Origin of the sequence: Mesonia ostreae (assembly GCF_031845265.1) — a bacterium.
Lineage (GTDB): Bacteria > Bacteroidota > Bacteroidia > Flavobacteriales > Flavobacteriaceae > Mesonia > Mesonia ostreae.
This window is the reverse complement of record NZ_JAVRBG010000005.1, coordinates 117183-139144: the sequence shown is the minus strand read 5'-3', so window position 1 is coordinate 139144 and position 21962 is coordinate 117183. Positions and strand designations below refer to the sequence as shown.

Here is a 21962-nt window from a genome sequence, read left to right as displayed (position 1 = left end):
TTTGAGAACTGACTAACCTATTTATTAAAATTCAGAATGAAAGAAATACATTATATAAGTAGAGATATTTTAGATATCCACCATATTCAAAAAATAATTGATGAAAATATTCAATTAGAACTTAGCGACGAAGCTAAATTAGACATTCAAAAATCTAGGAAATATTTAGATGAAAAAATTGATAATTCTGTAGAGCCTTTCTACGGAATTAATACTGGATTTGGTTCTTTGTGTAATGTAAAAATTTCTAAGGATAAGTTAGTTCAGCTGCAAGAAAATTTAGTAATTTCTCACGCCTGTGGAACTGGAGATCGTGTAAATGATCAAATTGTGAAAATCATGATGTTGCTTAAGATACAGTCGTTAAGTTACGGTCATTCAGGCATCGCTTTAGAAACGGTAGAGCGTCTCATCGAGTTTTTTAATAAGGATATTATCCCTGTAATTTATGAACAAGGTTCCTTAGGAGCTTCGGGAGACTTATCGCCTTTGGCACATATGTCTTTACCGCTTTTAGGTAAGGGAGAAGTGACTTATAAAGGAAAAGTGCAGCCTTCAGAAAAAGTATTAAAATCTAATAGTTGGAAAGCTTTAGAATTAAAATCTAAAGAAGGCTTGGCTTTGCTTAACGGAACTCAATTTATGAGTGCTCACGCTGTATTTTCTTTAATTGAAACCTATAAATTATCTTATTTAGCCGATGCGATTAGCGCGGTTTCTGTAGAAGGTTTTGATTGCAATTTATCCCCATTTGATCCACTGGTTCACGAGGTTAGACCTCACCGCGGACAAGTAAAAACAGCTGAGCGGATCTTAAGTTTTTTAGAAGGAAGTGAAATTGCTCACAAAACGAAGGAAAGCGTTCAAGATCCTTATTCATTTCGATGTATTCCACAAGTTCACGGAGCTTCCAAAGATACCATTCGTTTTGTGCACCAAACGGTAAAAACTGAAATTAATAGCGTTACCGATAATCCTAATCTGTTTGTAGAACAAGATAAAATTATCTCTGGCGGAAACTTTCACGGTCAGCCTCTTGCTTTAGCAATGGATTATTTGGCGATCGCTGTCGCGGAATTAGGGAATATCTCTGAAAGAAGAATTTATCAGCTGGTTTCGGGATTACGAGGGCTGCCTATGTTTTTAGTAGATGATCCAGGATTAAATAATGGATTTATGATTCCGCAATATACTGCGGCTAGTATCGTAAGTCAGAATAAACAATACTGTACCCCGGCAAGTATAGATTCTATTGTTTCTTCTAACGGACAAGAAGATCACGTAAGTATGGGAGCTAATTCTGCTACAAAACTTATAAAAGTGGTGGAGAACTTAAAAACGGTTTTGGCTATAGAATTGTTTAATGCTTCTCAAGCTTTGTATTACAGGGAACCTTTAAAGTCATCTTCTTTTATAGAGCAATTGGTAAGCGGATTTAGAGAAGAAGTGCCCATTGTAAAACAAGATAAAGTGATGGCTACAGAAATAGCCAACGCCAAGTGTTTTCTACATCAATTTAATATTGATAAAGATTTGATGTTTTGCAATTAAGGTATTTTTTATAACTCACAATAATTTTAAAGCCCCCCCCTTAAAAAAGGAGGGGAGCTTTCAACTTCTGAAAAAGGGGTGGATGTGATGCGTATATTTATAGCAAACCTTTCCTTATCCTATTGCACCTAGCATAGTTCTTCTGAAAAAAAACATTTTAAGTAGGACTTTTCTAGAATAATTTCATCCTTATATCTAATAAAAAAGCCTCACATCCATTAAGATGTGAGGCTTTTTTTTGCATTCAACGATTATTTACTCTGATTCTTCTTTTTTCTTTTTGGCTTTCTTGATTTCGATGACCAATTCTGTTTTCTCTTTGTTGAGATCCATTTTTACTTTATCTCCTTCTGCCATTTTGGAAGTGATAATTTCTTCCGCTAAGGCATCTTCTACATATTTTTGAATGGCTCTATTTAAAGGTCTCGCTCCATATTGTTTATCGAATCCTTTTTCAGCAATAAAATCTTTTGCAGCATCAGAAAGTTCTAGATTATATCCTAAATCTTCGATTCTATGGAATAACTTAGCCAACTCAATATCGATAATTTTGTGAATGTGTTCTCTTTCTAGAGAGTTAAAAATAACTACATCATCAATTCTGTTCAAAAACTCTGGAGCAAAGGCTTTCTTTAACGCATTTTCGATAATTCCTCTCGTATTTTCGTCGGTTTGACTTTTTTGCGCCTGAGTTCCGAATCCAACACCTTGACCAAAATCCTTTAATTTACGAGCTCCAATATTGGAAGTCATAATGATAATGGTATTTCTAAAGTCAATTTTTCGACCTAAGCTATCCGTTAAGTATCCATCATCCAACACCTGCAGCATCATATTAAATACATCTGGGTGGGCTTTTTCCACTTCATCCAATAATATCACTGCATAAGGCTTACGTCTTACTTTCTCGGTTAACTGTCCGCCTTCTTCATACCCAACGTATCCTGGAGGTGCACCAATTAATCTAGAAACGGCAAATTTCTCCATATATTCACTCATATCAATCCTGATAAGCGTGTCTTCATTGTCGAATAATTCTTTCGCTAAAACCTTTGCCAATTGTGTTTTACCAACACCTGTTTGACCTAAAAATATAAACGATCCAATGGGTTTGTTGGGATCTTTTAAACCAGCTCTATTTCGCTGAATCGCTTTTACCACTTTATTAACCGCTTCATCTTGACCAATTACCTTCCCCTTAATCAGGTTGGGCAACTCAGCCAATTTATTGCTTTCAGTCTGTGCAATTCTATTCACAGGAATCCCGGTCATCATAGAAATCACATCAGCTACGTGTTCATCGGTTACGGTCTCTTTATGTTGTTTAGATTCCTCTTCCCAACGTTCTTGAGCGATTTCTAACTCTTTTTCTATCTTTTTTTCGTCGTCCCTTAATTTGGCAGCTTCTTCATATTTTTGCTTTTTGACTACCGTATTTTTCGTCTCTCTAACTTCATCCAGCTGTCGCTCTAGATCCAAAATCTTTTTAGGCACTTCAATATTGGTAATATGTACACGAGAACCAGCTTCATCTAAGGCATCAATCGCTTTGTCTGGTAAAAAACGATCTGTCATATACCTATTCGTTAGTTTTACACAAGCTTGTATAGCTTCATCTGTATAATTTACATTGTGGTGAGACTCGTATTTAGATTTAATATTGTCCAGAATTTCTATGGTTTCCTCTACCGATGTTGGCTCAATAATTACCTTTTGAAACCTTCTCTCTAAAGCACCATCTTTTTCGATATGTTGTCTATACTCATCTAAAGTAGTTGCACCAATACATTGTAATTCCCCTCTCGCTAGAGCAGGTTTAAACATATTACTTGCATCTAAACTTCCAGTGGCACCCCCAGCACCTACAATAGTATGAATTTCATCAATAAATAAAATGATGTCATCGTTTTTTTCGAGCTCGTTCATCACGGCTTTCATACGCTCTTCAAACTGTCCTCTATATTTTGTGCCCGCAACGATGCTCGCTAAATCTAAAGTAACCACGCGTTTATCAAATAAAATACGTGAAACTTTTCGTTGTACAATTCGCAAGGCTAGACCTTCTGCAATGGCACTTTTACCAACTCCTGGTTCTCCAATAAGGAGTGGATTATTTTTCTTTCTCCTACTCAAGATTTGAGAAACGCGCTCAATTTCTTTTTCTCGACCAACTACAGGATCTAGTTTGCCATCATCTGCCATTTCCGTAAGATCTCTTCCAAAGTTATCTAACACAGGAGTCTTAGACTTTTTATTCACTTTTCCTGTTTTAGGGCTATTTGATCCAAATGGATTATTCTTCGGATTATCATCAGCAGCAGGACTATCATCTGAAAAAGATTCTGAAGTAGGGCCTTCTATATAATCGTTATCTTGTGTGATCATAGATTTAAACTCGTCTTTAACGTTATCATAATCCACCTTAAGCTTATTTATAAGCTTGGTAGTAGGATCATTTTCATTTCTTAAAATACATAATAATAAATGTGCTGTATTAATTGACGAACTTTGAAAAAGCTTTGCTTCCAAAAACGTAGTTTTTAGGGCCCTTTCTGCCTGTCTTGTTAAATGAAGGTTCTTCTTTTCGTTAGAAAGCGTAGCGCTATCCGCATTAAGCGGACTTAAAATCTCTACTTTTCGTCTTAAATGATCTAAATCTACATTTAAAGATTCTAATATATCAATAGCCTTTCCATTACCATCACGCAGCAAACCTAAAACCAAATGCTCTGTCCCAATAAAATCGTGGCCTAAGCGTAAAGCCTCTTCCTTACTATATGTTATAACATCTTTTACTCTGGGTGAAAAATTATCGTCCATGTTCTTATCTCCTCTAATTAATTTTAACACATAAATTCAAAAACCGTACCTCATTAAAGGTAACTACGCTAATAGACAAAAATATAGTGTAAAATCAAAGCATAGTAACATTTAATTATAACCAACAAGGAATAAATATTTGTTAATAAAATAGGTGGAAAATCTTCTATAAACGCTTTATATAATAGGGAAAATGATTAAATTGCCACGTTAGAATAAAGATTATTAACTAAATAAAATTTTATGGCTGAAGGAGAGAAGTTAATTCCTATCAACATTGAAGATGAAATGAAATCGGCTTACATTGATTATTCAATGTCAGTCATTGTGTCACGTGCACTGCCAGACGTTCGTGACGGTTTAAAACCAGTTCACCGTAGAGTATTATTTGGAATGTACGAATTAGGTGTATTTTCCAACAGAGCACATAAAAAATCAGCAAGAATAGTTGGAGAGGTACTTGGTAAGTATCACCCACACGGAGATACCTCTGTATATGATGCCATGGTAAGAATGGCTCAAGAATGGAGTCTTCGTTATATGTTGGTTGATGGACAAGGTAACTTTGGTTCTGTAGATGGCGATAGCCCTGCAGCTATGCGATATACCGAGGCTAGGATGCGTAAGATAAGTGAAGATATGCTAGCCGATATCGATAAAGATACGGTAGATCATTCTCTTAACTTTGATGATACGTTAAAAGAACCTACTGTTTTACCAACGCGTGTTCCTAACCTTTTGGTGAATGGAGCTAGTGGTATTGCTGTTGGGATGGCAACCAATATGCCTCCTCATAACTTAACGGAAGTAGTTGATGGTATCATTGCTTATATCGATGATCGTGACATTGAAATTGATCAGCTTATAGAATACATAAAAGCACCAGATTTCCCTACGGGAGGAGTTATTTATGGATATGAAGGTGTTCGCGAAGCTTTTAAAACCGGTAGAGGTAGAGTGGTGATGAGAGCCAAAGCTACTCACGAAGAAGTGAAAGGTAGAGAGTGTATTGTGGTGACTGAAATTCCATATCAAGTCAATAAGGCGGATATGATTAAGAAAACCGCCGACTTAGTTAACGATAAGAAAATTGAAGGTATTTCCTTAATCAGAGATGAGTCTGATAGAAACGGAATGCGTATCGTATATATCTTAAAAAGAGATGCTGTTCCTAATATAGTTCTAAATACCTTATTTAAGCACACCGCATTACAATCTTCTTTTAGTGTGAATAACATTGCTTTGGTAAAAGGAAGACCTCAAATGTTGAATCTAAAGGATATGATTCAATATTTTGTGGAACACCGCCACGAAGTTGTAGTAAGAAGAACCGAATTTGAATTAAAGAAAGCTGAAGATAGAGCGCATATACTAGAAGGTTTAATCATAGCTTCAGATAATATTGACGAAGTGATTGCCTTGATTCGTTCTTCTAGCAATACAGAAGAAGCGCGTAATAAATTAATTGAGCGGTTCGAGTTAAGCGAAATTCAGGCAAAAGCCATCGTAGAAATGCGTTTAAGACAGTTAACAGGTCTTGAACAAGATAAGCTACGTACAGAGCATGAAGAGTTAATGATTACCATTCAAGACTTAAAAGATATTCTTGCGAGTAAAGAACGAAGAATGACCATCATCAAAGAAGAACTTTTAGAGATAAGAGATAAGTACGGTGATGAAAGACGTTCAGAAATTAATTACGCGGGAGGAGATTTAAGTATGGAAGATATGATTCCTGATGAGCAAGTAGTAATTTCTATTTCTCACGCGGGTTATATTAAAAGGACTCCCCTTTCTGAATATAAAAAACAAAATAGAGGAGGAGTTGGTTCTAAAGGATCGACTACAAGAAATGAAGATTTCTTAGAGTATCTATTTGTAGGTACCAACCACCAATACATGATTTTCTTTACCCAAAACGGAAAATGTTTCTGGATGCGAGTGTATGAAATCCCAGAAGGGAGTAAAACATCTAAGGGAAGAGCTATTCAAAACTTAATTAATATTGATCCTGAAGATCGAGTGAATGCTTTTATATGTACGCAAGACTTGAAGAATGAGGAATACATCAATAGTTATTATGTGATCATGGCAACCAAAAAAGGTCAGGTGAAGAAAACTTCTTTAGAGCAGTATTCTAGACCAAGAACCAATGGGATTAATGCTATTACCATTAAAGATGGAGATGAGTTACTTTCAGCAAAACTTACTACAGGCGATAGCCAAGTAATGTTAGCGCTTAAAAGCGGAAAATGTATTCGTTTTGAAGAAAGCAAAACAAGACCAATGGGTAGAAATGCTTCTGGAGTAAGAGGAATTAGATTGGCGCACGATAAAGATGAAGTAGTAGGAATGATTGCCGTAGAAGATCCTAAAGAAGAAACCGTATTGGTTGTTTCTGAAAACGGATATGGTAAACGTACCTTTATTGATGATCCTGAAACTGGAGAAGAAATCTACAGAATTACCAACCGTGGTGGAAAAGGGGTGAAAACCATATCTATTACAGAGAAAACTGGCGAATTAGTAACCATTAGAAGCGTAACAGATATAGATGATTTAATGATTATCAATAAATCTGGTATTGCTATTAGAATAGCCGTATCAAGTTTACGTACGATGGGCCGTGCAACACAAGGAGTTCGTTTAATTAATTTAAAAGGTAATGACTCTATTGCAGCAGTAGCCAAAGTTGCCAATGAAGACGATGAAGAAGAAAATGTAGAAGATCTACAAGAAAATGAAGATGGTTCTTTAGATACTCCTACAAGTGAAAATGGCACAACTATTGAACCTAGCAACGAGGAAGAATAAAATTTAAAAAATAGCAACTATGAAAACTAAAGTTCTAACTATTGGACTTTCCCTTATCGGAATTGTGGCGATTGCTCAGAAAAAAGAAATTAGAAAAGCTGGTAATGCGATAGAGTCTGGAGATTATAAGGAAGCAAAATCACTTTTAACCTCTGTAGAAGGGATTATTTCTAATGAAAAAGAAAGAACCCAAGCAGATTTTTACCTTGCAAAAGGAAATGCATTTTTAGCAGCTAAAGATCAATCAGAAGTGAATATAGAAGACTTGATTACCGCTGGAAAATCTTTTCAAAAAGCAATTGACTTGGGAGAAGAAGAGGAAGGTAAGGCAGGAATGGCAGAAGTAAAAAGAGTTTTAATTACTGCGGCTTCGGAAGATCAGACCCAACAAAAATTCTCAGAATCTGCTAAGAAAGCTTATGCAGCCTATAACTTGAGTAAGAAAGATACTCTATATCTTTATCATGCAGCATCTGTATCTTCTGTAGCTAAAGATTATGACGCTGCTCTAGGATATTATGAAGAGCTTAGAGATTTAGGTTATACAGGTAGAGGAACTATTTATACTGCTGTGAACAAAGAAACGGGAGACGTAGAGGAATTTGGAGCAGATGAAAATAAAAGAGACATCTATGTTAAAGCTGGAAGTCATATTAAACCTTCAACTATAAAAGAAGACTCTAAAAGACCAGATATCGTTAAAAATATCGCTTTAATTTATCTACAAAAAGATGAAAAAGAAAAAGCGATGAAAGCGATTCAGCAGGCAAGAAAAGAAAGTCCAGAAGATACTGGATTAATGCTTACTGAAGCCGATATTTACTACAATCTTGGGAAGATGGATAAGTATTCTCAATTGGTAGAAAAGGTGATTGAGACAGATCCTAACAATGCTACTCTCTATTATAACTTGGGAGTAACTACTAGTAAAATGGGAGATCCAGAAAAGGCGATTGAATATTACAAAAAAGCGATTAAAATTGATCCTGAAATGTTGAATGCTAATATTAATATTGCTTCTGCTATTTTAAATAAGGAGCAGGCGCTTATTGATGAGATGAATGATTTGGGTATGTCTAATGCAGATAATAAGCGGTATGAAGAACTTCAAAAAGAAAGAAATGATCTTTATAAAGAAGCTGTTCCATATTTAGAAAAAGTTGTTCAGAAAAAATCGAAAGAGTCTGCAGAGTATAAGCAATCTGCGCAAATTCTATCTCAAATTTACAGTATGCTAGGAGAAACTGAAAAAGCAAATGCTTTAAAAGACTAAGTAAATCTTTATATAATACTTAAAAAGCTTCCATTTTGGAAGCTTTTTTAATTTTGTAGAGGTTAAAAATTGCGTTTTTCCATAAAGAATCTAGAAACAAGACCGCTTCGCTTTTAGAATCAAAAATCAAGACTTAATTGTAACTAATTAAAAAAAAACAGTGATATGAAGTGCTACATTAAGGTAGTGTAAGCAAACTTCGTTTTAAGAAAATTGAAACTTAGATACCTTATAACAATTAAACCAGATAGACAGGTACAATTAATTATTTTTCTACGTAGTTTAAATTATTTTTTTGATTACTCTTAAGTTATGAGAATATTGCTTGGTATCTACATTAAATATTCCGCTATGATCCAATCGGTCTATTCTCACTTTTCCGTGTGCGTGAATAACATAATTATCTTTCATAATAATGCCCACGTGAATAATTTCGCCTTCTTGATTGTCAAAAAAAGCTAAATCACCAGGTTCACTTTCTTCAATAAAACTTAAAGCTTCTCCTTGTTTAGATTGTTGAGAAGCATCCCTAAATAATTGATATCCGTTTAGCTTGTATACCATTTGAGTAAATCCGCTACAATCAATCCCAAAAGGAGTTTTTCCTCCCCAGAGATAAGGTGCGTTAAGATAAAGAAAAGCCGTTTCTAAAAATTGTTCTTTAGGTTTTTTTCCTTGAAATCTTCTACCTTCATAGGTATATCCACCTAAACCAACCTTATTAATATTGGCGCCCAAGGAAATAGGAATTAGTTGATTTTGCTTTCCTTGAAGAAAATCAATCATATCACCTGTTAATTCATTTGGAGTTTGGTCTATTTCGGTATATTGATCTTCAGTAATTTCTAAAAATTGCTTATTATCAATCCAACCTTCATATTGATCAAAAGCAATACGGATTTTGCTCCATTTTTTTCTTTTTTCTAATACTTTAAAATGGTCACCAAATAAAAGTTGTGTGACCATTTCACTTGAATCAGCAGGTTCCCATCGTACAGGAACTATATTGAGGTTACAAAATCCGTAATGCATTATAAGTATTTAAGAAAAATATTAATTTCTTTCAAGAATCATGGCCGAAGCACCACCGCCACCATTACATATTGCAGCAGCACCTAGTTTAGCGTCGTTTTGCTTCAATACGTTTAAAAGCGTGATGATAATTCTCACTCCAGAACATCCTAAAGGGTGACCTAAAGAAACGGCTCCTCCATTTACATTCACATTCTCGTCTGTTAAGCCTAATATTTTCATATTTGCTAAACCAACTACAGAAAAAGCTTCATTAAATTCAAAGAAATCTATTTTATCTTGTGCAACTCCTGCCTTCGCTAAAGCTTTTGGTAAGGCCTTAGATGGTGCTGTGGTAAACCATTTAGGCTCTTGTGCAGCATCAGCAAAACCTTTTATAGTCGCTAATGGAGTTAATCCTAATTCTTCTGCTTTTTCTTTACTCATCAATACAACAGCTCCGGCGCCATCATTAATGGTGGAGGCATTGGCAGCAGTAACAGTCCCACCTTTAGAAAATGCAGGACGTAATGAAGTGATCTTATCCATTTTTACATTTTTAAACTCCTCATCTTCTTTAAAGATTACGGGCTCACCTCTTCTTTGCGGAACTTCTACAGGTACTACTTCTTCATCAAATTTTCCTTCTGCCCAAGCTTTTTTAGAACGCTCATAAGATTTTATCGCAAAAGCATCTTGGTCTTCTCTAGAGAATTCATATTCCTCTGCACATAAATCTGCACAAGTTCCCATAGCATTATGGTCGTAAGCATCTACTAATCCGTCTTTTTGCATCCCATCTTCCATTTGTTTAGGACCAAATTTTTGTCCGTTTCTTAAATGCATATAGTGAGGAATTAGACTCATATTTTCCATTCCTCCGGCAACGATTATATCAGCATCGCCTAAAGCAATAGATTGTGCAGCTTGCATTACGGCCTTCATTCCGCTGGCACAAACTTTATTAATGGTGGTACAAGGAACACTATCTGAAATGCCTGCCCCTAAAGCGGCTTGTCGTGCTGGAGCCTGTCCTACACCTGCTTGTACTACGTTTCCCATTAATACTTCTTGTACTAATTTAGGGTCTAAGTTTATTTTATCTAAAGCGCCTTTTATTGCAATGGATCCTAATTTTGGAGCGGGAACACTGGATAAGCTTCCTAAAAAACTTCCAATAGGAGTCCTTGCCGCACTAACTATAACTACTTCTTTACTCATGGTTTCTTATTTTATATCCGTTTCTGCGAATTTAACTAATTTATAAAGAACAGACCAAAGCTTTATGAACTTACGATGGTTTTTTTAGTACATTTGAATGTCAAGTAATACGTATGAGCAAATTTGTAAACGGAATTTATAAAAACCAGGCCTTAATTTATAAGATATTTTTATATCTACTTACCACGGCCATCATTGTTTACCTTTTTCCCAAAGGAAGCAAGTTTAAATACGATTTTTCTAAAGGGAAACCTTGGCAATATGAGAACCTCTACTCCCCTTTTGACTTTGCAATCCTAAAAACCAACGATGAAATTGCAGATGAAAAAGAGCAAATAAGGGAAAATCATACGCCTTATTATGATTATAATACAGCAATTCCTAAACAAATAAAGGCCAATTTAGATAAGCAAGCTAGAGCTGTTTTTGGAGATAGTATAATGGCTTTACGCGGAGTTAGATTGATAAAATTTACGCAAAAGACTTTAGATGAAATCTATAAAACGGGTATTTTAATTGAAACCAATCGATTTAATGAAAATAGTATAGTTTACCTTAAAAAGGGAAACGAGGCCCAAGAGGTGATATTTAACAATATTATACAGCAAGATAATTTAGGAAATTATTTAGATAAAAGAATTAGTCAGTCGTGGGTTTCTGGGTATCAAAATGAATTAAAAGAACTTTTCTTTAATATTCTAAAGCCCAATGTAAAGCTCAACGAAGAGTTAACCGAAAAAGACCTACAACTTAAACTGAATTCTATTTCTTACACGCGAGGAAGTATTTCTAAAGGAAGTAGAATTGTAGAGAGAGGAGAGGTTATCAACAATAATAAGTACCGCATTCTCATTTCCTTAAAGACAGAATATGAAACCAAAGTTTGGTCAGAATCTAGTTATTATGTCGTGGTTGCGGGTTATTTACTTCTGGTTTCTTTGGCTTTATTAATGTTATTCTTGTTTATTCATAAATATAGAAATGATATTTTTGAAAACAATACCAAGGTAACATTTATCTTTTTTAACATCTTGCTCACGGTTTTCTTAACCACGACGGTGATGAAAATTAATGTAGATTATTTGTATGTGGTACCGCTTTGTATTCTTCCGCTTACGCTAAAAGCTTTCTTTGATGCAAGACTAGGATTGTTTACTCATGTCGTTACTGTGCTTATTCTTGGCGTTATTGTTCCTAATAGTTATGAGTATATGTTCTTGCAGATCATCGCAGGAATTGTGACCATATTAACCATTTCTGAACTTTACAAACGCGCTAATTTATTTATTTCCGTAGGACAAATTACTGCGGTTTACATTTTTGCTTATTTTTCATTTACCATCATTCAAGAAGGAGATGTAAGTATGATTGATTACCAAACTATGGTTATGTTTCTCCTTGGCGGATTTGCTACTCTTTTTGTACAACCACTTATTTATGCTTATGAGAAGTTATTTGGTTTGGTGTCTGATATGTCTTTACTAGAACTTTCTGATACCAATTCTAAACTTCTTAAAGAACTTTCTAATAAAGCACCAGGAACTTTTCACCACAGTTTAAATGTCGCGAATTTAGCAGAAGCTGCCGCAAATGAAATTGGAGCAAATGCTATGCTGGTTAGGGTAGGAGCACTGTATCACGATATTGGGAAAATGGCGAATCCTACTTTTTTTACGGAGAATCAAACCACTTCGGTGAATCCACATGATGAATTAGAGCCTAAAGAAAGTGCCGAAATAATTATTAACCACGTGATTTATGGAATTGAAATGGCTAAGAGAAATAACTTGCCAGATCGTTTAATAGACTTTATTAGAACCCATCATGGCACCAGTGTGGTGTTTTATTTCTACAAAAAGGCGCAAGAAAACGACGAAGGGGTAAATATGGAAGATTTTAGATATCCCGGCCCAACTCCTTTTAGTAAAGAAACCGCTATTTTAATGATGAGCGATAGCGTAGAGGCGGCGAGTAAGAGCTTAAAGGAACCTACGGCAACATTAATTGATAGTTTTGTAGAGAAGATTATCAATAAGCAAATGGATGAAGGCCAGTTTTTAAACGCTAATATTACGTTTAAAGAAATACAGAATATTAAAAAGATTTTAAAGAGAAAACTTAAAAACATATACCACTTAAGAATTGAATATCCAGAATAAATCTACGCTATGAAATTTGGAAAAGTAGACCATCCCGAAGACATTGATTTTTGTTTACCAAAAGATCATGAGCAAACGCATAATATTCTACATAAGTTTGAACCTAATACTTGGAATGATGTGAGAATAGGTTGTGCCAAATGGAATAAGAAAGACTTAAAAGGTTTTTATCCTAGGGGAACCAAAGAAGAACTAACCTATTATTCCACTCAGTTTAACAGCATAGAACTCAACGCTTCATTTTACAGAATGTGGCCTTTTGAGCAGTTTGAAAAGTGGAAAGGAAAGACTGTAGAAGACTTTAAGTTTTTCCCTAAAGTACCGCGGCTTATAAGTCACTTAAAGCGATTGCAAGATTGTGATGATTTAGTCACAGATTTTACCGCAAATCTTACCGGTTTGGAGCATAAATTAGGAATGGTATTTCTACAAATGCCAGATAATTTTCTTCCTAAAGATATGGATCGATTGGCACCGTTTTTTGAAAAATGGCCTAAGGAAATTCCGCTATCTATAGAAGTTAGAAATGAAAACTGGTTTAAAGATAAAGCCGTAGAAGATGATTTTAATTCCATTTTATTAAAATATAACGTCAGTAATCTTATTACGGATAGCGCAGGAAGACGAGATTTACTCCATATGCGTCTTACCAACCAAACGGCTTTTATTCGTTATAACGGCGCGAACCATAGTTCAGATTATGATCGATTGGATGATTGGCTGGATCGTATTGAAAATTGGTATACACACGGCTTAAAAAATCTATACTTTTTTATTCATCAAAATATCGAAGAGTCTTCACCTTTACTTTCTGCTTATTTTATTGAAAAGTTTAACGAACGTTTTTCTACGGAAATCAGAATTCCAAAAACCCTATAATGTCGAAACCCAAAATTGCTTTAACTACAGATGCTGTTATTTTCTCTTCGGAAGAAAAAAAATATCAAATCTTACTTATCAAAAGAAAAAATAAACCTTTTAAAGGACTATGGGCTTTGCCTGGCGGATTTTTAGAAGAAGACGAAGTATTGATCGATGGCTGTAAACGAGAATTGGAGGAAGAAACTTCTTTAAAGGTGGATTCTCTTCAGCAAGTAGGAGTTTATGATTCTGTAGATCGCGATCCTCGGGGAAGAATGATTTCGGTGGCTTTTACAGCTTCCGTAAAGAATTCCACGGCAGTGAAAGCAAAAGATGATGCAGAAGAAGCGGAGTGGTTTCCAGTAAAAAAATTGCCCAAGTTAGCATTTGATCATTTGCAAATTATTAAAGACGCTGCAAAGCTTTTGCACATAACCTTATCATAATACTCGATGATTCCTTAACGGAATTTTAAACGAATTGAGTTATATTTCAGTAAAACAAAAAACGATGAGATTTCATACTAGAAAATGGATTAAACCCCAAGATTTAAATCCTAACGGAACTTTATTTGGAGGAAGATTATTGGAGTGGATAGACGAAGAAGCCGCTTTATATGCAATTATTCAGTTGGAAAACCCCAAAACGGTGACCAAATTTATGAGCGAAATTGACTTTAAAAGCTCGGCCAAACAGGGAGACATTGTAGAAATAGGAATAGAAGTGATAAAATTTGGAAACGCTTCTCTTACTTTAAAATGTGAAGTAAGAAATAAGATGACTCGTGAGACCATTATTAGCATCGAAAAAATTGTTATGGTAAGCTTAGACTCGGAAGGTAAAGTAAAACCTCACGGAAAAACTAAAATAGAATTTGTTAAAGACCGTTTAGAAAACTAATTTTTTTTCTGCATATTCGTTTAGTTTCCAGTATAATCAAATGATAGTTTTAATATCAGGTCGAGTGGAGTCGAGACGCTTTTGTTTAACCATTCGACTCCGCTCAAGGTGACAAAAACTACTTAGAGGAATGAAAGCGGATAAACATTTTTTTTTCAATTCTCATTTAAAGTTTTATTAATTCTTTCCATTGCCTGCTCGGTAAGCTCTTGCACTTTATTATTCCTATTGTTATTCTTATCAAGTACGATGCTTATATACATAGGAAAATGATCAGAATTGATATTGTTTCCTTTTCCTATATCATCGACCAGAAAATCTTTCGACATAAAAACATGGTCTAAAGGCCACCTAAAGAGAAAACTATTCGCATTATATGTAGTGTAAAAACCTCTACCTATTCTAGGGTCTAACAACTTACTTAACCTCTGAAATTTTAATGTAGTATGCGACCATGCAACGTCATTAAAATCTCCCATAACCAAGGTGGGTAATTTAGATTCTCTTGCCATTTTACCAACCATCATCATCTCCTTATCTCTATCTGTAGATTTAGGGTTATGTTGTGGCATAGGTGGGGTTGGGTGAATTACATAAACTTGAATCGTGTCTTGATTATTAAGCTTTAATCGAGTTTCTATTGAAGGAATAGAATCTGCTACTAAAAAATTTACTTTAGGCTCAATAAGCTCTTTTTTAGAATATAAAATCATCCCATAGGTATTTGGTAATGGTTTTATAACGGTATATTTAAATTCTTTTTGAAGATGTTTCGTGGCCTTATACCAATCTTGATCTGTTTCTAAAAGCATCACTAGATCTGGATTATAAACCTTAATTTCTTTCAGCAATAAATCTTTTTTCTTATTGGTTTGCAATGCGTTAGAAACAAAAATTTTTAAATTTTTGTTTTGCTCAAAACTTTTAATTGTTTTTACCTGAGTTTCAGCAAAAGCTGTATAAGGATAGATTTTATAAAACTGAAAGACGAGGCAAGCACAAATAGCTACAACAAAAACATAATCACTCCATTTCTTTATATCAAACCGAATAAAATAGCAAATAAATGCCGTAAAGGTTAAAATAGTTAATTGCACGTGTGGATAGTCAAACATTCTAATCCACCAATATTTACCTGAAAATAGAGGAATTAAGGTTAAAATAATGGCAATTACTCCAAATCCTATTAAAAAATTTTTGAGTTTCAATTTTTTGGTAAGTATTTATTATCTGCATAAAAAGGTCCTAATGGTAAGATAGAACAAAGCACAACAATCATTAAAACTTTAAAAGACCAGTTTAATTTTTCATACATCCAATACGCACCTATTACATAAAGAACAAATAAAACACCGTGTGCCATACCCACAATTCTTACCATTTCTGGCATATCCCAAATGTATTTTAAAGGCATTGCAATTAGGAGTAAAACCAAAAAAGAAATGGCTTCTAAAACACTAATAAGTCTAAAGACTTTGATTGAATTATCCATGAAATAAAGTTTTTGCGAAGATACTTTAATCTTTAAGATACAGAACAAGATAGTGCAGTAAATTAAGTCTTATTATACCCTATTTAGCAGTGACAGCGACGTTATTTTTAATATTATTTTTTTTAACATTTAGACTCATTTACTTCTTAAAATTAAATTTTAAATGAATCCTATCTCCTCATAATTTTCTAAATTTGTTGCTCATCAATTTCTAAATCATGAAAATATTAGTAACGGGAGGGCTTGGTTTTATTGGTTCTCATACCGTGGTAGAACTGCTTCATAAAAACTATGAAGTAGTCATTCTAGACGATCTTTCTAATTCAAGCATTTCTGTCTTGGAGGGGATTACATCCATCACACAAAAATCACCTCAGTTTCATAAATTAGATTTAAAAGATAAACTTAAATTAAGTGAGTTTTTTGAAGAAAACGATGACCTTGACGGAATTATTCATTTTGCGGCTTCGAAAGCAGTGGGAGAAAGTGTGGAGAAGCCTCTTTTGTATTATGAAAACAATATTAATACTTTGATTTTAGTATTGCAAGAAATGCGAAGAAGAGAGCTTAGTAATTTTATTTTTAGTTCTTCATGTACAGTTTACGGTCAAGCCGATGAATTACCAATTACAGAGGAAGCTCCCGTTAAAAAAGCAGAATCTCCCTATGGAAATACCAAACAAATAGGAGAGGAGATCATTCAAGAATACGCAAAAACAAATCCGCAGTTTAGTGCAATTTCGTTGCGTTATTTTAATCCTATTGGCGCTCATAAATCTACCGAAATTGGAGAATTACCTATTGGTTTACCTCAAAATTTAATTCCGTTTATCACGCAAACTGCAGCAGGCAAGAGAAAAGAACTTTCTGTTTTTGGCGATGACTATCCTACTCCAGATGGGACTGCAATTAGAGATTATATTCACGTAGTAGATTTAGCCAAAGCGCATATCGTAGCTTTAGAAAGACTTATCAATTCTAAGAATATAGAAAACTACGAAGTTTTTAATCTAGGAACGGGGAAAGGAAATAGCGTGCTAGAAGTTATAAGAGCTTTTGAAAAAGTGAGTCAGCAAAAGTTAGCTTATAAGATTGTAGATAGAAGAGAAGGAGATATTACTGCAGCTTACGCCGATACTCAAAAAGCAAACAGCGTCCTAGGTTGGAAAGCAGAATTAAGCTTAGAAGATTCTTTAAAAAGCGCCTGGGAATGGCAATTGAAACAGGAGTAATATAAAATCATTGTGGTTTTGTAAAGAGCCAAGACCGCTACCCGCCCGTTCTGGATTGGGCGGGCGCTTTTAGAAACAAGAACCAAGACTTAATTGTAACTCGTTAAGAAACAGTAGTGTTTTAAAATAAAAATATGCCCTCACTCTGGATAAAATTATTTTAAAAAAACAACCTATGAAATTCAATTCTGGCAGATTAAATGTGACAGGAGAAGATAAAAAAAGAGGGATTTTCTAAAATCCCTCTTTTTTTATTAGAGCGTTTTGCTACTTAAAACTCATAATCGCTAAGCGCTTTATTGTATTCTCTTATCTCTTCAATATTATGCTTATTATCTGCATCTTTGATTAGATTAATGAAGTAGATCAAGCTTTCATCAGCATTAAACTCTCTTTTTTCGGTCTCTTCTTGTTCAACCTCTTCCATTTCTCCGTCTTCATCTACAATTGTATCCTCTTCGTCAACAGGATCATCTTCAGGAATGGGAATATCAAAAGTATAATACTCTTCAATATGTTCATAAGTAAGCCTAATTGCTTTGGCAATCACAGGTCTCTTTTCTTCTACGGCGTAGGGTCTTAATTCTTTTAAATCGGCTACAAGCGTATTGGTGATAATTCCTGCGTGCTCTAAGTCTTGAAGAATTTTTTTTATAATTTTTTGGGCTTTGGAGTTATTCAAAATGGATAGTTTTTTAATTAACGTTCACTGCAAAAATAATTTTTTCAATCCTAACTATACCTACTTATTTGAAAAAAATCACATAAAGATTGCATAAAAAATTAAACTGCTAGTTCACTCATTTTAAAGGATTGAGTAACAAAAGAATAAATTAATTATTATTTTATAGCAAATAATTTCAATAAACCCTTTAAACTGCGTAATTTTGCAGGGTTTTAAGTTGAAAATTTTTAGAAGGAGGATACCAAGCTTTATGAGTGAAAAAGTAATTGAAAAAGAATTATACGACTATCAAGAAAAAGATTTAGAAAAAATCTTTTCTTATTTAAACGATGCTCCAGACAACTTTAATTTGTTGTATCAACTGCCTACAGGTGGAGGTAAAACTGTGGTTTTTTCTGAAATTGTAAGAAGATATATTGAACAAACCAATAAGAAGGTTGTTATTTTAACCCACCGTATAGAATTGTGCAAGCAGACTTCTAAAATGCTGGATGGTTTTGGGGTACGCAATAAGATTGTAAACAGTAAAGTAAAAGAATTACCAGATCAAGACGAATATCAGTGTTTTGTGGCGATGGTAGAAACGCTTAACAATCGTCTTAACGATGAAAAGCTAGAAGTAGATAATGTAGGCTTAGTGATTATTGATGAAGCACACTACAACTCGTTTACCAAACTTTTTAAGTATTTTGAAGACTCCTTTATTCTGGGAGTAACTGCTACGCCTTTAAGTTCTAACATCAAGTTACCTATGAAGGATAACTACCAAGAGCTTATTGTAGGAAATTCTATTCCGTCTTTAATAGGAAAAGGTTTTCTCGCTAAAGCGGAAACCTATAGCTATGATGTGGGATTAACTTCGTTACAAATAGGGATTAATGGAGATTACACTGTAAAATCTTCCGAAGATTTATATACCAATATGTCGATGCAAGAGAAATTGGTGCAGGCCTATGAAGAACGTTGTAAGGGCAAGAAGACGCTTATCTTTAATAATGGTATCAATACCTCTTGGTACGTATACCAAACCTTTAAAGATGCTGGGTACGAGATTAGGCACTTAGACAATACACATAGCAAGAAAGAAAGAAAAGAAATTTTAAAATGGTTTAAAAATAAACCGGATGCTATTCTTACTTCAGTAAGTATTTTAACTACAGGTTTTGATGAACCTACGGTAGAAAATATTATCCTTAACCGAGCGACTAAATCTTTGACACTTTATTATCAAATGATTGGTAGAGGATCTAGAAAACTACCTCAAAAAGATATTTTCACCGTGATTGATTTAGGAAATAATGCAGCGCGTTTTGGACTTTGGGATGCTCCCGTAGACTGGCAGCAAATCTTTAAAAATCCAGATTATTTCTTAGAAAATATTACGGGAGATGAAGATATCGAGCGCGAGTTTAAATATAAAATGCCTGATGAAGTTAGAGAGCTTTTTAAAAATTCAGAAAATATAGATTTTGATGTAAAGGAAGCTTATAACAAAACGGTGAATAATGGTCAAAAATCTAAAGCCGTCTTAGACGAATCAATCGCGCAACACGCTCAGATGTGTGTAGAGAATAGCGAAGATGTCTTTGATGCAAGAATCTTGGCTAGAGAGCTAAAAGAGGATATAAGAGATCGTATAAAAAGATATTCTTATTGTATTATTAACAACACCAAAAATTACCGTGATTGGCTGTTTGAAGATTACAATCGCAAATTACGCTCTAAAATTAATGAATTATTCCAAGAGTAGGTTTTAGCACTAATACGCAGATAAATATAAAACCCTCAATATTTTAAATTATTGGGGGTTTTTGTTGTTTAGAGCCTAACATTATTAAGAACTACAGTTAATGGAGCTTTTAGAAAATCTTGGTAACGCCACAAGAGACAATTGTATTTTTACTTCTCTTAGTTAAAATGTTGTTAATTTTTATTTTCCATTCTCGCAACCGTTTTTTTTTTAGCTTACTAGTGTAAATTAATGACCTTTCCAATTTAGGTGTATTTATTACATAGCGTTGCAACGCTAGCAGTACTGTTTTTGACAACTTATAAAGTAAATTGGATTTATAGGTTGTTATTTAAAACTTATGTTTAATCGGACAAAAATTCTTTTGTTCAAAAAAAATTAAATTATGAAATTATTTAAAACTTCCTTTTTAGGAGCAATATTTTTATTTTCAATAGGGTCAGTATCAATTGCTGCGACCTCGAATACAGCAAAAGACGCAGAGATGCGTAAAAAAGTAGACTGCAATACTGTTTTTACTGTGTGTGATCGTGCATTCCCACATAATTTTACACAATTTGATCAATGTATGATTAATAATGGTTGTGCTCTTTTAGGTTAATTATTAAACACCCTTACTTATCTTTAAGTAAGGGTTAATGTTTTTATTATGAAAAAAATTATTTTATTATTATGTATAAGTTCCTCCTTATTTTCTTATGCCCAAAGCGGTATAATTAATTATACTGCTCAAATGAATCTTCAGCACCAAAAAGAGTTTATAGAAGAGTTGAAAAAAGATGAAAAGGTAACGATGAGCGTGAAACAACAGGTAATAGATCTTTATAAAAATGCAGAACCAGACTATTTTGAATTGCACTTTAATGAAAGTGAGTCTTATTACTTTAAAGATGAATCACTAAAAAAAGAAGAGGGCTATACAATGGGGAGTAAAGCTGGTCAAATGCCATTTTACACTAATACATATACTAATGTTATTATTGAAGATAACCGTATATTCAGTTTTATTTCTCACGAACCCTTAGACTGGAAAATTACCAATGAGCAAAAAAACATAGGTGATGTAGCCTGTTTTAAGGCCACAACTACAGAAACACTATATAGCAGACAAGGTAATTTTTACGATAGAAATATCGTGGCTTGGTTTGCACCAGAGTATCCAGTAGAATTTGGACCCAGCAATTACAGTGGTCTCCCAGGTTTGGTACTCGAGGTAGAACGAAAAGAGTTTACCATTACTGCTACCAAAATCAATTTAAACCCTAATGAAGATAGGTTAAAAATTAAATGTGTAGATAAAGATGAGAAAATAACCTCGCAAAAAGAATCCTATAAGAAAATTGCAGAAATGATGAAAGACCGCAAGAAAAACTAAGTTTTTATGCGTAAACCTTACCAATTTTTCATTTTACTTTTTATTTTTTTTAACTCTCAATCTTATGCTCAAAAGATTTTAAGCGGTGTAATAACCGATAGCTTGGATAAACCACTTACTTCTGCAAACCTTTTGGCTGTGCCCAAAGACTCTTTACAGGAAGTTAAATTTTCTATCACTGATCAAAAAGGGAGGTATCATTTAAGTTTAAAGTCTATGCCTTATACCGTTACAGTTAATTACTTGGGCTACGCTAAAAAAAAATTCAATATAAAACTACATAAAGATCTGGTTAAAAACATTGTTTTACAAGAAAAGGCAGAAAGCCTAGAAGAAGTTGTTTTAGAAATGCCTATGGTGGTAAAAAAAGATACTATAATTTATAATGTCAATAAACTTATCACAAGGGAAGAGCGCAAACTTAAAGATGTGCTTAAAAAACTTCCTGGTGTTGAAGTAGATAAAGATGGTGGAATTACCATTAACGGTAAAAAGGTAACCACAATGCTTGTTGAAAATAAAAAATTTTTTAACGGAGGCACCAATTTAGCAGTAGATAATATACCTGCAGATGCAGTAAAACAAGTTGTGGTTTTAGACAATTATAACGAAATAGCTATGCTAAAAGACTTTCAGGAAAGTGAAGAGATGGCTATGAACATTAAACTGGAGGACGATAAAAAAAATTTTATTTTTGGAGATATAGTTGCTGGTTTGGGTAACGATTAGTTTTATAATGCCCATAGCAACCTCTTTTATTACAGTCCAAAAACCACACTCAATGCAATCGGAAATCTAAACAATATAAGAGAACGTGT

At 34.0% G+C, this 21962-nt stretch carries 18 protein-coding genes; 12 read left to right on the top strand and 6 right to left on the bottom strand.

All coding sequences use genetic code 11. The annotated features are described in order from the left end of the window. Positions 1-36 precede the first annotated feature (36 nt). Complete coding sequence (gene hutH, locus RLT85_RS06780; RefSeq protein WP_311401286.1) at positions 37-1551, top strand: histidine ammonia-lyase; 1515 nt, start codon at positions 37-39, stop codon at positions 1549-1551. Positions 1552-1806: 255 nt separating this feature from the next. On the opposite strand, the gene RLT85_RS06775 is transcribed toward hutH, so the two are convergent. After that, the gene (locus RLT85_RS06775) at positions 1807-4371 is read right to left on the bottom strand and encodes an ATP-dependent Clp protease ATP-binding subunit (protein ID WP_311401285.1); all 2565 of its coding nucleotides are present in this window, start codon (positions 4369-4371) and stop codon (positions 1807-1809) included. A gap of 243 nt (positions 4372-4614) precedes the next feature. On the opposite strand from RLT85_RS06775, the gene gyrA reads away from it, so the two are divergent. Together gyrA and RLT85_RS06765 are read left to right on the top strand one after the other, a co-directional pair. Beyond that, a complete protein-coding gene (gene gyrA, locus RLT85_RS06770) occupies positions 4615-7185 on the top strand; it encodes a DNA gyrase subunit A (RefSeq protein WP_311401284.1) in 2571 nt (856 codons plus the stop codon). A gap of 19 nt (positions 7186-7204) precedes the next feature. Continuing rightward, complete coding sequence (locus tag RLT85_RS06765; protein WP_311401283.1) at positions 7205-8458, top strand: tetratricopeptide repeat protein; 1254 nt, start codon at positions 7205-7207, stop codon at positions 8456-8458. 282 nt (positions 8459-8740) lie between these two features. Here the strand turns inward: RLT85_RS06765 and RLT85_RS06760 are convergent, their stop codons facing one another. Together RLT85_RS06760 and RLT85_RS06755 are read right to left on the bottom strand one after the other, a co-directional pair. Next, positions 8741-9490, bottom strand: a complete 750-nt coding sequence (locus RLT85_RS06760) for a C40 family peptidase (protein WP_311401282.1) — start codon at positions 9488-9490, stop codon at positions 8741-8743. Positions 9491-9511: 21 nt separating this feature from the next. Further along, a complete protein-coding gene (locus RLT85_RS06755; RefSeq protein WP_311401281.1) occupies positions 9512-10690 on the bottom strand; it encodes an acetyl-CoA C-acyltransferase in 1179 nt (392 codons plus the stop codon). 113 nt (positions 10691-10803) lie between these two features. Here RLT85_RS06755 and RLT85_RS06750 point away from each other — a divergent pair, with 113 nt between their 5' ends. From RLT85_RS06750 to RLT85_RS06735, 4 genes are all read left to right on the top strand, one after another. Beyond that, complete coding sequence (locus RLT85_RS06750; RefSeq protein ID WP_311401280.1) at positions 10804-12849, top strand: HD family phosphohydrolase; 2046 nt, start codon at positions 10804-10806, stop codon at positions 12847-12849. Positions 12850-12858: 9 nt separating this feature from the next. Beyond that, on the top strand, positions 12859-13728 hold the full coding sequence (locus RLT85_RS06745) for a DUF72 domain-containing protein (protein ID WP_311401279.1): 870 nt from the start codon (positions 12859-12861) through the stop codon (positions 13726-13728). Then, positions 13728-14156 carry an NUDIX domain-containing protein gene (locus tag RLT85_RS06740; RefSeq protein WP_311401278.1) on the top strand — a complete coding sequence of 143 codons (429 nt, stop codon included), beginning with the start codon at positions 13728-13730 and terminating at the stop codon, positions 14154-14156. Before RLT85_RS06745 ends, RLT85_RS06740 begins: the two co-directional genes overlap by 1 nt. 64 nt (positions 14157-14220) lie before the next feature. Then, complete coding sequence (locus RLT85_RS06735; protein WP_311401277.1) at positions 14221-14610, top strand: acyl-CoA thioesterase; 390 nt, start codon at positions 14221-14223, stop codon at positions 14608-14610. Positions 14611-14765: 155 nt separating this feature from the next. Here RLT85_RS06735 and RLT85_RS06730 read toward each other — a convergent pair whose 3' ends face one another. Beyond that, entirely contained in the window at positions 14766-15818 is a 1053-nt protein-coding gene (locus RLT85_RS06730; RefSeq protein ID WP_311401276.1) for an endonuclease/exonuclease/phosphatase family protein, read from the bottom strand. Beyond that, entirely contained in the window at positions 15815-16102 is a 288-nt protein-coding gene (locus RLT85_RS06725) for a DUF3817 domain-containing protein (RefSeq protein ID WP_311401275.1), read from the bottom strand. The genes RLT85_RS06730 and RLT85_RS06725 overlap by 4 nt, the downstream gene beginning before the upstream one ends. Before the next feature lie 218 nt (positions 16103-16320). On the opposite strand from RLT85_RS06725, the gene galE reads away from it, so the two are divergent. Continuing rightward, positions 16321-17334: a UDP-glucose 4-epimerase GalE gene (gene galE / locus RLT85_RS06720; RefSeq protein WP_311401274.1), complete on the top strand. Its 1014-nt coding sequence runs from the start codon at positions 16321-16323 to the stop codon at positions 17332-17334. 271 nt (positions 17335-17605) lie between these two features. Here the strand turns inward: galE and RLT85_RS06715 are convergent, their stop codons facing one another. Then, entirely contained in the window at positions 17606-18016 is a 411-nt protein-coding gene (locus tag RLT85_RS06715; protein WP_311401273.1) for a hypothetical protein, read from the bottom strand. A 253-nt stretch (positions 18017-18269) separates the two neighbouring features. On the opposite strand from RLT85_RS06715, the gene RLT85_RS06710 reads away from it, so the two are divergent. From RLT85_RS06710 to RLT85_RS06695, 4 genes are all read left to right on the top strand, one after another. Then, positions 18270-19769: a DEAD/DEAH box helicase gene (locus tag RLT85_RS06710; RefSeq protein WP_311401272.1), complete on the top strand. Its 1500-nt coding sequence runs from the start codon at positions 18270-18272 to the stop codon at positions 19767-19769. 385 nt (positions 19770-20154) lie between these two features. Further along, complete coding sequence (locus RLT85_RS06705) at positions 20155-20370, top strand: hypothetical protein (protein WP_311401271.1); 216 nt, start codon at positions 20155-20157, stop codon at positions 20368-20370. Between the two features lie 48 nt (positions 20371-20418). Beyond that, on the top strand, positions 20419-21144 hold the full coding sequence (locus tag RLT85_RS06700) for a GLPGLI family protein (RefSeq protein ID WP_311401270.1): 726 nt from the start codon (positions 20419-20421) through the stop codon (positions 21142-21144). Between the two features lie 6 nt (positions 21145-21150). Beyond that, positions 21151-21873 carry a carboxypeptidase-like regulatory domain-containing protein gene (locus RLT85_RS06695; RefSeq protein ID WP_311401269.1) on the top strand — a complete coding sequence of 241 codons (723 nt, stop codon included), beginning with the start codon at positions 21151-21153 and terminating at the stop codon, positions 21871-21873. The last annotated feature ends 89 nt before the right edge of the window (positions 21874-21962 follow it).

What these genes read in the sequence shown, in the direction of transcription:
- hutH (WP_311401286.1), top strand. Translation starts at nt 37, where the DNA reads ATGAAAGAAATACATTATATAAGTAGAGATATTTTAGATATCCACCAT.
- RLT85_RS06775 (WP_311401285.1), bottom strand. Translation starts at nt 4,371, where the DNA reads ATGGACGATAATTTTTCACCCAGAGTAAAAGATGTTATAACATATAGT.
- gyrA (WP_311401284.1), top strand. Translation starts at nt 4,615, where the DNA reads ATGGCTGAAGGAGAGAAGTTAATTCCTATCAACATTGAAGATGAAATG.
- RLT85_RS06765 (WP_311401283.1), top strand. Translation starts at nt 7,205, where the DNA reads ATGAAAACTAAAGTTCTAACTATTGGACTTTCCCTTATCGGAATTGTG.
- RLT85_RS06760 (WP_311401282.1), bottom strand. Translation starts at nt 9,490, where the DNA reads ATGCATTACGGATTTTGTAACCTCAATATAGTTCCTGTACGATGGGAA.
- RLT85_RS06755 (WP_311401281.1), bottom strand. Translation starts at nt 10,690, where the DNA reads ATGAGTAAAGAAGTAGTTATAGTTAGTGCGGCAAGGACTCCTATTGGA.
- RLT85_RS06750 (WP_311401280.1), top strand. Translation starts at nt 10,804, where the DNA reads ATGAGCAAATTTGTAAACGGAATTTATAAAAACCAGGCCTTAATTTAT.
- RLT85_RS06745 (WP_311401279.1), top strand. Translation starts at nt 12,859, where the DNA reads ATGAAATTTGGAAAAGTAGACCATCCCGAAGACATTGATTTTTGTTTA.
- RLT85_RS06740 (WP_311401278.1), top strand. Translation starts at nt 13,728, where the DNA reads ATGTCGAAACCCAAAATTGCTTTAACTACAGATGCTGTTATTTTCTCT.
- RLT85_RS06735 (WP_311401277.1), top strand. Translation starts at nt 14,221, where the DNA reads ATGAGATTTCATACTAGAAAATGGATTAAACCCCAAGATTTAAATCCT.
- RLT85_RS06725 (WP_311401275.1), bottom strand. Translation starts at nt 16,102, where the DNA reads ATGGATAATTCAATCAAAGTCTTTAGACTTATTAGTGTTTTAGAAGCC.
- galE (WP_311401274.1), top strand. Translation starts at nt 16,321, where the DNA reads ATGAAAATATTAGTAACGGGAGGGCTTGGTTTTATTGGTTCTCATACC.
- RLT85_RS06710 (WP_311401272.1), top strand. Translation starts at nt 18,270, where the DNA reads ATGAGTGAAAAAGTAATTGAAAAAGAATTATACGACTATCAAGAAAAA.
- RLT85_RS06705 (WP_311401271.1), top strand. Translation starts at nt 20,155, where the DNA reads ATGAAATTATTTAAAACTTCCTTTTTAGGAGCAATATTTTTATTTTCA.
- RLT85_RS06700 (WP_311401270.1), top strand. Translation starts at nt 20,419, where the DNA reads ATGAAAAAAATTATTTTATTATTATGTATAAGTTCCTCCTTATTTTCT.
- RLT85_RS06695 (WP_311401269.1), top strand. Translation starts at nt 21,151, where the DNA reads ATGCGTAAACCTTACCAATTTTTCATTTTACTTTTTATTTTTTTTAAC.